Genomic DNA, 10,660 nt, shown 5'->3' on the forward strand with positions numbered 1-10,660 from the left:
ACCCAAATGAAAATTTTCTTGTCTACTAAAGAAGAGACAGATAATTACGCTAAACTTTCCTAAAAGCTACTTTAGATTTAGACCGAATAATTTGTGAGTAACAAAGAATTTCCCTTTATTTGCAAGAAATTTTAATTAATACCAAACATGAATAACACATTCCCAACAGAGGGAAATCTATCTGGGCTCAGCCGCGAAGATTTCCAAAAGGATATAAACGGTAAGAAAACAGACTTATTTATCCTTAAAAATAAGAAGGGAATGGAAGTAGCCGTAACGAATTACGGATGCGCCATTCTTTCAATTATGGTACCGGATAAAAACGGAAAATATGCAAACGTTATTTTAGGACACGACAGTATCGACCACGTCATCAACAGCCCGGAACCATTCCTCAGTACTACTATCGGACGCTACGGTAATCGTATAGCTAAAGGGAAATTCACCTTATTTGGCGAAGAACATGAACTGACTATCAACAACGGACCTAACTCTTTGCACGGCGGACCTACAGGCTTTCATGCACGTGTATGGGATGCCACTCAAATTAATGAGTGTACCGTACAATTCAATTATCTTTCTGCGGATGGTGAAGAAGGGTTCCCTGGTAATCTGGAAGTAGAAATGACCTATCGATTGGAGGAAGAAGTAAATGCATTGACTATTGAATATCGTGCAACTACCGATAAAGCAACAATAGTAAACTTAACCAGTCACGGATTCTTCAACCTTGCCGGCATTTCCAATCCTACTCCTACTATAAATGATCACCTTGTCACTATTAATGCTGATTTCTATACGCCTATCGACGAAGTATCCATCCCAACGGGAGAAATTCTTAAAGTAGAAGGTACGCCGATGGACTTCCGTACGCCACACACTGTAGGCGAACGCATCAACGATAAATTCCAACAGCTTATTTTCGGTGCAGGATATGACCATTGTTATGTGTTGAACAAGAATGAAAACGGTTCGCTCGATCTGGCTGCTGTCTGCAAAGATCCCAAAAGCGGACGAATCATGGAAGTATACACAACAGAAAATGGAGTACAACTTTATACGGGTAATTGGTTAAATGGATTCGAAGGTGCACATGGTGCAACATTCCCTGCCAGAAGTGCAATATGCTTTGAGGCACAATGTTTCCCGGATACTCCAAACATTACTCACTTCCCATCAGCGACATTACTACCAGGTGATGAATATCAGCAAATAACTGTATACAAGTTTGACGTAGAAGAATAATTTAATAGAAGAATAACTAATCAAATTTATAAACTAATATTTATTTAAAACCATGACACAAGAAAAAAAGAGTTATCTATTGCCAATAGCAATGATGTTCGCCCTCTTCGCTATGATTTCATTCGTTACAGGATTTACTAATCCTCTCGGACTTATTGTAAAAGAACAGTTTAATGCTCCCAACTGGATGACCCAGTTAGGAAATGCAGCCAATTTCATAGCTTATGCATTTATGGGACTTCCGGCTGGTATTATGCTGAAAAGAATTGGTTATAAAAAGACAGCATTAATTGCAGTTGCAGTAGGTTTCGTTGGTGTAGGTATCCAATTCCTTTCAGGACAAATGCCATTCCAACCAGGTGAATTCGGACCATTCTGGGTGTACCTGACAGGAGCTTTCGTTTCCGGTTTCTCTATGTGTATGTTAAATGCAGTAGTAAACCCGATGTTAAATACATTAGGCGGTGGCGGTAAGAAAGGTAACCAATTAATTCAATTCGGTGGTTCTTTAAATTCTATTTCTGCAACAATCGTTCCTGTATTAGGAGGTTATTTGATCGGTACCATCAGTCAGGATACCAGAATTAGTGACGCTAATCCGGCTTTATTTATCGCTATGGGTATTTTCGCTGTAGTATTCGTTGTATTAGCTTCAATGAGCATTCCTGAACCTCATATGGAACATACTGCTGACCACAAGGTGAAAGATGCTTATAGTCCGATGTCTTTCCGTCACTTCGTACTTGGAACAATAGCTATTTTTGTATATGTGGGAGTAGAAGTAGGTATTCCTAACTTTGTAAACTTGTTCCTAACTACTTCACAAAGTGCGGAAGGTGCTCAAGGATTAGGTATTGATACTGCAATCGCAGGATCTATCGTAGGTACATATTGGTTCCTGATGATGATTGGTCGTCTTTGCGGTGGTGCTCTTGGTGCTAAATTCTCCAGTAAAGCTCAAATCACAACTGTTTGTCTGTTCGCATTAGCTTTCTTGCTCATCGGTATGTTTGCTCCTACTGAAGCAACAGTTAATATGCCTGTATTCAAATCAGACATTAGTTTTGGGATGGCTGTTGTACCCGTAGGTGTTATGTTCTTCATCCTTTGCGGACTTTGTACTTCTATTATGTGGGGTGGTATCTTCAATCTTGCAGTAGAAGGTCTTGGCAAGTATACTGCAATGGCATCCGGTATCTTTATGGTAATGGTTTGCGGTGGTGGTATCCTTCCATTGATCCAAGGTGGTGTAGCAGATGCTACAAGTAGTTATATGGCAAGTTTCTGGGTAATCTTCGCAGGTGTGGCCTATATACTGTATTATGCATTGATTGGTTGCAAGAATGTGAACAAAAATATTCCTGTTGAATAATAAATCGATTATTAACGAACTTATAAAAAGATTTTATCATGGATATAGAACACGTAAGAAGTCGTTTCATCAAGCATTTTGACGGAACCACAGGATTTGTATATGCCTCTCCTGGTCGTATTAACTTAATTGGCGAACACACTGATTACAATGGTGGGTTTGTATTCCCGGGAGCTATAGATAAAGGTATGATCGCTGAAATCAAACCAAATGGTACTGACAAAGTAAGAGCTTACTCTATTGATCTTAAAGATTATGTTGAATTCGGTCTGAACGAAGAAGATGCTCCTCGTGCCAGCTGGGCAAGATATATTTTCGGTGTATGCCGTGAAATGATCAAAAGAGGTGTAAACGTAAAAGGATTTAATACAGCTTTTGCCGGTGATGTCCCTCTGGGTGCCGGTATGTCTTCTTCTGCTGCTTTAGAAAGCACTTATGCCTTTGCTTTGAACGAATTGTTTGGCGAAAACAAAATTGATAAATTTGAATTGGCAAAAGTAGGACAAGCTACAGAACATAACTACTGTGGTGTAAACTGCGGGATCATGGACCAGTTTGCTTCCGTATTCGGTAAAGCCGGTAGCTTGATTCGTTTGGATTGCCGTTCTTTGGAATATCAATATTTCCCATTCCATCCGACTGGTTATCGCCTCGTTTTGCTGGATTCAGTTGTTAAACATGAATTAGCTTCTTCTGCATATAACAAGCGTCGCCAAAGTTGTGAAGCTGCAGTTGCTGCTATCCAGAAAAAACATCCTCATGTAGAATTCTTACGCGACTGTACAATGGAAATGTTGCAGGAAGCAAAAGCTGAAATCAGTGAAGAAGACTATATGCGTGCAGAATATGTGATCGAAGAAATCCAACGTGTACTTGATGTATGTGATGCTTTGGAAAAAGATGATTACGAGACTGTAGGTCAGAAGATGTATGAAACTCACCACGGTATGAGTAAGTTATACGAAGTAAGCTGTGAAGAACTCGATTTCTTAAACGACTGTGCTAAAGAATATGGCGTAACAGGTTCTCGTGTTATGGGTGGTGGCTTCGGAGGTTGTACCATCAACTTGGTGAAAGAAGAATTATACGATAACTTCATTGAAAAAACAAAAGAAGCTTTCAAAGCTAAATTCGGCAGAAGTCCGAAAGTTTATGATGTAGTAATCGGAGACGGTTCTCGTAGACTGGAATAATAAATATCAATCTAGATGTTTTAAGGGGCGGTTTTTAAATAAAGCCGCCCCTACTATTTATATGATACAACCTTCTTCATCTTCGGAAACTTTTTCTTCAGGAGCTTTTTCTTTAGAATCATTCTCCAAATACTTCCGTAAATCATCAGCTGCTATAGCAGGTACATCCTTCTTCTTTACAGTTTGATAAGTTTTTGTAGACTTTCTATTCTCAGCACCTTTTTATGAATCATAAAAAAGTAGTTGCGCGGAACAAATAGTATAGGTAAGCTCCTTCAGAAGCTCCACTCTTTGTAGCATATATGTCAGTTCTTCTTTTGTAACTACATAATCCTTATTATATCGTGACTCAATATAAGCACGACACAGTAAGTCATAACAGTGTTTCTCAAAATCTGTATGATGAAGAAACACACTAGCTATAGAATGAGAATATTTCTTACACTTACTTTCAAGGTCTTTCAGTTTATGACTTTTAGGACGATAATTCACAAAAACAAGTTCTATAGAATAATATAACCTCTCGCAAGCCTGATGAAGCTGGAAAGCTCCTAATTCATTCATCCCATCTTCTAAAGCAATATAAGCATACTTCATGAATCCAATAGCAAACGGATAACATTTATTGAATTCCTCAGTAGCAATGTCTTTGATCTCTTTATAAGAAAGTTCATGAGGTTTTGTTAGTTTAAACTTCTTATTATCATAGAGTTTAATACCTTCCTTCACTATATCTGTATAAAAATAACGCTTCTGATCAAGAGCCTTATTGAAACTATTGATATCTTCCACAATAAATTGAGGTGCGGCATGGCGCCTGAAAGCAAATACTTTATGATAACTTTCCACCACCTTTTCTTCCAATTGCCACTCAGTAATACGTGCATTGGCCCCATAAGTTACGACCAGAATATCCAAATCACTTTGATAGGAGGTATGTATACCAAATTCTATCTTCTCGTCCCACAACACATATTCTCCACGAGCATAGCTTCCATACAAAATAATCATTACGCACCTTGGTATATGGCGAGTTATAGATTCGACTAAAAAGTTGAGTTCTTCTTGTGTCGAGTCAGGCAAATGTTTGATACTTCGTTTCATTCCATCTATTGGTATTCATTCTTTTCTATGCAATATTACTTCTTTTAAATGAAAAACACAACTATGCCATCTATTTTCATCGCTAATTCTATTATTTTGATATTCAACTATTTTTTTGACTTTATGCTATATAACATACATAAGTGTATATGATACACTAAACAAAAGTGTTACTTTCACACCAAAAACAAGATAAGTATCTCATTTACATTTAAAAGGCAGTACCATGAAAACACATTTTATTTTTTCAGTAGTTATTCTATCGATACTATTTGGATGCGATAATAAGTCAGTCACCAACCTAACTTTATCCGGTCTTGATCCGACAAAATTTCAAACAGAAGTAAATAATGCACAAACTGCCCTTTATATTTTAAAGAATAAGACTGGCATGGAAGTATGTATTACCAATTTTGGTGGACGTATCGTATCTATTATGGTACCTGATAAAAATGGAAAAATGCAGGATGTAGCCTTAGGTCTTGATAACATTGATGATTATATCAATATTCCCAACAACTTTGGCGCTTCTATCGGGCGTTATGCCAACCGTATCGCCCAAGGACGTTTTGTTTTGGACGGAGACACCATACAATTACCGCAAAACAAACACGGGCATTGCTTGCATGGAGGCCCGAAAGGATGGCAATGTCAAGTATACGATGCCAAACAGATAGATCCGACTACATTGGAATTAACTTACTTCTCACCAGATGGCGACGAAAATTTTCCCGGTAATGTTACAGCAAAAGTAATCTACCAACTAACAAATGACAATGCCATTCACATCAACTATAAAGCAACTACAGATAAAAAAACAGTTATCAATATGACGAATCATTCATTCTTCAACCTTTCCGGCGATCCATCAAAAGTTTCTACTAATGACATTTTATATATAAACGCAGATTATTTTACTCCGATTGACAGTACGTCCATGACTACAGGTGAGATTATTTCTGTAAAAGATACTCCAATGGACTTTACTATTCCCAAAGTAGTCGGGCAAGACATAAATAATGATTTTGTCCAACTAAAGAACGGAAACGGATATGACCATAACTGGGTTTTAAATACCAAGGGGGATATTAACCAAATAGCTGCGAAGCTTACTTCTCCAGAGTCTGGAATCAGTTTGGAAGTATATACAAATGAACCCGGTATCCAAATATACACCGGTAACTTTCTAAACGGAACTGTAGCAGGGAAAAAAGGCATTATTTATAATCAACGTACCGCAGTATGCTTGGAAACACAACATTATCCTGACAGTCCTAACAAAAAAGATTGGCCCTCCGTTGTTTTGAAACCGGGACAGACCTATAACAGTGAATGTATTTATAAGTTCTCCGTAGAGAAATAATCGTCATTGGAGAATTTCCATCAATGAAACAAGATAACTTCAATAGTAACGATAGAAAAAACTGATAAAATAGATAAAACAGTTTCTAAATATGGTACTGCTTTGCATAGGTTTAATAGCAGAGCATACCATAAAGATCCTAAATTTAAACTTTAAGAATATTATTATGAGAATAAAATTATTAGTCAGCACAGCTTTTTTAGCTATATCTATCTCTCTATCCGCACAAAAGGAAGCAACCATCACTGTACATATTGATCAAGGTAAAGAAATTATCCCAAAGGAAATATATGGTCAGTTTGCCGAACATCTGGGTTCATGTATCTATGGTGGACTTTGGGTAGGCGAAAAATCAGAGATTCCCAATATCAAAGGATATCGTACAGACGTATTCAATGCGTTAAAAGATTTGGCAGTTCCTGTTCTCCGCTGGCCGGGCGGTTGCTTTGCCGATGAATATCATTGGATGGACGGTATCGGTCCAAAAGAAAATCGTCCGAAAATGGTAAATAACAATTGGGGAGGAACTATTGAAGACAATAGCTTCGGAACACATGAATTTCTAAATCTTTGTGAGATGTTGGGCTGTGAACCATATATTAGTGGAAATGTAGGTAGCGGAACAGTGGAAGAACTTGCCAAATGGGTAGAATACATGACTTCAGAAGGAGATTCCCCAATGGCTAATCTTCGCCGTAAAAACGGTCGTGATAAGGCATGGAAAGTCAAATATCTCGGTGTAGGAAATGAGAGTTGGGGATGCGGTGGTAATATGCGTCCGGAATATTATTCAGATCTGTATCGTCGTTATTCCACTTATTGCCGTAATTACGACGGTAACTACTTATTTAAGATCGCCAGTGGTGCAAGCGATTATGATTACAACTGGACAGAAGTTCTAATGAATCGTGTAGGGCACGGAATGCAAGGTCTTTCCCTACATTATTATACCGTAAGCGGGTGGAGTGGCAGTAAAGGAGCTGCAACGAAGTTTAATAAAGACGACTATTACTGGACCATGGGTAAGTGCCTTGAAGTAGAAGACGTAATCAAAAAGCACTGCGCTATCATGGACAAATATGATAAGGACAAAAGAATTGCACTTATGCTTGATGAATGGGGAACATGGTGGGACGAAGAACCGGGTACTACAAGAGGACATCTATACCAACAAAATACATTGCGTGATGCTTTTGTCGCTTCCTTAAGTCTTGATGTATTCCATAAATATACCGACCGTTTGAAGATGGCAAATATAGCGCAAATAGTGAATGTACTTCAATCTATGATACTGACCAAAGATAAAGAGATCGTATTAACTCCTACTTACTATGTTTTCAAAATGTACAAGGTTCATCAAGACGCCACTTATCTCCCACTTGAGCTGAATTGTGAAATAATGAATGTACGTGGAAATCGTGTAGTACCTTCCATTAGTGCCACTTCCTCAAAAGATAAGAACGGTATCATTCATCTTTCACTTTCCAATGTAGACGCTGACAATGCTCAAGAAGTAACTATTAACTTACCGGATGTAAGGGCTTCAAAAGCAACCGGAGAGATTTTAACTTCTCCAAACCTAACTGATTATAATTCTTTTGCAAATCCTAATAATGTCAAATTAGCTCCATTCAAAGAGGTAAAAATCAATAAAGGAGTATTGAAAGTAAAACTACCTGCCAAATCAATTGTTACATTGGAGTTGCACTAGTGTTCAAGTAGTGCTACGGGGGAACGTCACCATAATCGAAAGAAAAAATCATCAAAAATAGAAAGAAAAAGAAAGAAAAAGAAAGCATTTTCTCATTGCCAATTACAGAGAAAGAGTTATCTTTGCAAAAAATATAAACGGAATTTATTAAATATAAAGATATGAACGATAACAAACTTATGAATCGTGCAGCGGATAACATCCGTATTCTTGCTGCTTCAATGGTTGAAAAAGCCAATTCCGGTCACCCGGGTGGCGCCATGGGTGGTGCTGATTTTGTGAACGTACTCTTCTCTGAATTTTTAGTATACGATCCTGAAAATCCCCGTTGGGAAGGACGTGACCGCTTTTTCCTTGATCCCGGCCATATGTCCCCGATGCTCTATTCTACCCTTGCTTTGACTGGTAAATACACACTGGACGAACTGAAAGAGTTTCGTCAATGGGGAAGCCCTACTCCAGGACATCCAGAAGTAGATATCATGCGCGGTGTGGAAAACACTTCAGGTCCGTTAGGACAAGGACATACTTTTGCAGTAGGTGCTGCTATCGCTGCCAAATTCCTGAAAGCTCGTTTTAATGAGGTGATGGATCAAACAATCTACGCTTATATTTCTGATGGTGGTATACAGGAAGAAATATCGCAAGGTGCCGGACGTATCGCCGGTGCATTGGGATTGGACAATCTGATCATGTTCTACGATGCTAACGATATTCAGCTTTCTACCGAAACGAAGGATGTGACTGTTGAAGATACCGCTATGAAATACGAAGCATGGGGATGGAAAGTGATTAGCATCAATGGTAATGATGTAGATGAAATCCGCATGGCTCTAAAAGAAGCAAAAGCTGAAAAAGAACGTCCGACTCTGATTATTGGTAAAACAGTAATGGGTAAAGGTGCACGTAAAGCCGATGGTAGCAGTTACGAAGCTAATTGCGCTACTCATGGTGCTCCACTTGGCGGTGATGCTTACGTAAATACGATTAAGAACCTGGAAGGTGATCCTACTAATCCATTTGTTATATTCCCGGAAGTTGCCGAGTTATACACAAAACGTACTGCAGAATTAAAGAAAATCATAGCTGAAAAATATGCAATAAAAGCAGCTTGGGCAAAAGCAAATCCGGAACTGGCTGCTAAATTGGAGACTTTCTTTGCAGGGAAAGCTCCGAAAATAGATTGGACTGTTATAGAACAAAAAGCAGGTGGCGCTACCCGTGTCGGTTCAGCAACTGTATTAGGAGCACTTGCTACACAAGTTGAAAATATGATTGTTGCCTCTGCCGACCTTTCTAATTCGGATAAAACAGATGGCTTCTTAAAGAAAACTCATGCCTTCAAAAAAGGTGATTTCAGCGGAGCATTCTTCCAGGCAGGTGTATCCGAATTGACAATGGCTTGCGTTTGTATCGGTATGTCATTGCATGGTGGTGTCATCACTGCATGTGGAACATTCTTTGTGTTCTCTGATTATATGAAACCGGCTATACGTATGGCAGCTTTGATGGAACAACCTGTAAAATTCATCTGGTCACATGATGCCTTTCGTGTAGGTGAAGATGGACCAACTCATGAACCGGTTGAACAAGAAGCTCAAATACGTTTGATGGAGAAACTCAAAAATCATAAAGGTCATAACTCTATGTTGGTACTACGGCCGGCAGATGTAGAAGAAACAACTATTGCATGGAAACTTGCAATGGAGAATATCTATACTCCGACAGGTTTGATCTTATCCCGTCAAAATATTACAAACTTACCGGCTGGAACTGATTATGCAAAAGCTGCGAAAGGTGCTTATATTGTTGCAGATTCAGACGAAAATCCGGACGTTATTCTGGTAGCTTCCGGTTCTGAAGTTTCGACATTGGTAGCAGGTGCTGAACTTCTACGCAAAGACGGAGTAAAAGTCCGTATTGTTTCGGCTCCATCCGAAGGATTGTTCCGTAGTCAGCCTAAAGAATATCAGGAGTCTATCCTGCCGACAGGAGCTAAGATTTTTGGTCTGACAGCAGGGCTTCCTGTGACTCTCCAAGGTTTGGTAGGTTACAACGGTAAGATTTGGGGATTAGATTCATTCGGTTTCTCTGCTCCTTACAAAGTATTGGATGAGAAGCTTGGATTTACTGCCGAAAATGTATATAATCAGGTAAAAACAATGCTCTAATGAAAACAATCGGATTAGCATGTGACCACGCCGGTTACGAATTAAAAGAATATGTTCGTGGATGGCTGGAAGCAAAAGGCTGGGTATACAAAGACTTTGGAACTAATTCAACTACCAGTGTAGATTATCCGGATTATGCACATCCTCTGGCACTCGCTATAGAGGCAGGAGAATGTTATCCGGGAATTGCTATTTGTGGAAGTGGAAACGGAATCAATATGACTTTAAACAAGCATCAAGGTATTCGTGCCGCTCTCTGCTGGAATGCAGAAATCGCGCACTTAGCCCGTCTGCACAATGATGCCAATATACTTGTAATGCCAGGGCGTTTTATCAGTACTGAAGAAGCAGATATGATTTTGACCGAGTTCTTCTCCACTGGTTTTGAAGGAGGTCGCCATCAGAAACGTATCGATAAAATTCCGGTAAAATAAAGCCTATAATTTAAATTAAATAAAGAAAAGGTTGCAAGTGAATGGAAATAATCCAACTTGCAACCTT

The 10,660-nt window shown here is 38.9% G+C and carries 8 protein-coding genes and 1 pseudogene; 8 read left to right on the plus strand and 1 reads right to left on the minus strand.

Going from position 1 to position 10,660, the window contains the following annotated elements; translation table 11 throughout:
* Positions 1–147 precede the first annotated feature (147 nt).
* Genes EJF25_RS08590 through galK form a run of 3 tightly spaced genes read left to right on the plus strand, consistent with a single transcriptional unit; the run spans position 148 to position 3,810 of the window.
* Positions 148–1,245, plus strand: a complete 1,098-nt coding sequence (locus EJF25_RS08590; protein ID WP_125040888.1) for an aldose epimerase family protein — start codon at positions 148–150, stop codon at positions 1,243–1,245.
* Positions 1,246–1,297: 52 nt separating this feature from the next.
* Complete coding sequence (locus EJF25_RS08595) at positions 1,298–2,617, plus strand: MFS transporter (protein WP_125040889.1); 1,320 nt, start codon at positions 1,298–1,300, stop codon at positions 2,615–2,617.
* Positions 2,618–2,655: 38 nt separating this feature from the next.
* A complete protein-coding gene (gene galK, locus EJF25_RS08600; RefSeq protein ID WP_025074575.1) occupies positions 2,656–3,810 on the plus strand; it encodes a galactokinase in 1,155 nt (384 codons plus the stop codon).
* A 222-nt stretch (positions 3,811–4,032) separates the two neighbouring features.
* Here galK and EJF25_RS08605 read toward each other — a convergent pair whose 3' ends face one another.
* Positions 4,033–4,914: a HEPN domain-containing protein gene (locus EJF25_RS08605; protein ID WP_125040890.1), complete on the minus strand. Its 882-nt coding sequence runs from the start codon at positions 4,912–4,914 to the stop codon at positions 4,033–4,035.
* 226 nt (positions 4,915–5,140) lie between these two features.
* Here EJF25_RS08605 and EJF25_RS08610 point away from each other — a divergent pair, with 226 nt between their 5' ends.
* The 5 genes and pseudogenes from EJF25_RS08610 (at position 5,141) to rpiB (ending at position 10,593) form a co-directional block, all read left to right on the plus strand.
* Positions 5,141–6,277 (plus strand): aldose epimerase family protein, encoded by a 1,137-nt coding sequence (locus EJF25_RS08610; protein ID WP_125040891.1) that lies wholly within the window; start codon positions 5,141–5,143, stop codon positions 6,275–6,277.
* 48 nt (positions 6,278–6,325) lie between these two features.
* Positions 6,326–6,433: pseudogene (locus EJF25_RS25560) on the plus strand (DNA mismatch repair protein MutT); the annotation flags it as partial.
* Positions 6,434–6,443: 10 nt separating this feature from the next.
* The gene (locus EJF25_RS08620; protein WP_125040892.1) at positions 6,444–7,988 is read left to right on the plus strand and encodes an alpha-N-arabinofuranosidase; all 1,545 of its coding nucleotides are present in this window, start codon (positions 6,444–6,446) and stop codon (positions 7,986–7,988) included.
* 161 nt (positions 7,989–8,149) lie between these two features.
* Entirely contained in the window at positions 8,150–10,159 is a 2,010-nt protein-coding gene (locus EJF25_RS08625; protein WP_125040893.1) for a transketolase family protein, read from the plus strand.
* A complete protein-coding gene (gene rpiB, locus EJF25_RS08630; RefSeq protein WP_125040894.1) occupies positions 10,159–10,593 on the plus strand; it encodes a ribose 5-phosphate isomerase B in 435 nt (144 codons plus the stop codon). Before EJF25_RS08625 ends, rpiB begins: the two co-directional genes overlap by 1 nt.
* Positions 10,594–10,660: the final 67 nt, after the last annotated feature.

Origin of the sequence: Bacteroides faecalis, assembly GCF_003865075.1 — a bacterium.
In the GTDB taxonomy this organism is placed as follows: domain Bacteria; phylum Bacteroidota; class Bacteroidia; order Bacteroidales; family Bacteroidaceae; genus Bacteroides; species Bacteroides faecalis.

Excerpts from the sequence above, each read along its gene's own strand:
- EJF25_RS08625 (WP_125040893.1), top strand. The coding sequence starts at position 8,150 with ATGAACGATAACAAACTTATGAATCGTGCAGCGGATAACATCCGTATT.
- EJF25_RS08610 (WP_125040891.1), top strand. The coding sequence starts at position 5,141 with ATGAAAACACATTTTATTTTTTCAGTAGTTATTCTATCGATACTATTT.
- galK (WP_025074575.1), top strand. The coding sequence starts at position 2,656 with ATGGATATAGAACACGTAAGAAGTCGTTTCATCAAGCATTTTGACGGA.
- EJF25_RS08620 (WP_125040892.1), top strand. The coding sequence starts at position 6,444 with ATGAGAATAAAATTATTAGTCAGCACAGCTTTTTTAGCTATATCTATC.
- EJF25_RS08590 (WP_125040888.1), top strand. The coding sequence starts at position 148 with ATGAATAACACATTCCCAACAGAGGGAAATCTATCTGGGCTCAGCCGC.
- EJF25_RS08605 (WP_125040890.1), bottom strand. The coding sequence starts at position 4,914 with ATGAAACGAAGTATCAAACATTTGCCTGACTCGACACAAGAAGAACTC.
- rpiB (WP_125040894.1), top strand. The coding sequence starts at position 10,159 with ATGAAAACAATCGGATTAGCATGTGACCACGCCGGTTACGAATTAAAA.
- EJF25_RS08595 (WP_125040889.1), top strand. The coding sequence starts at position 1,298 with ATGACACAAGAAAAAAAGAGTTATCTATTGCCAATAGCAATGATGTTC.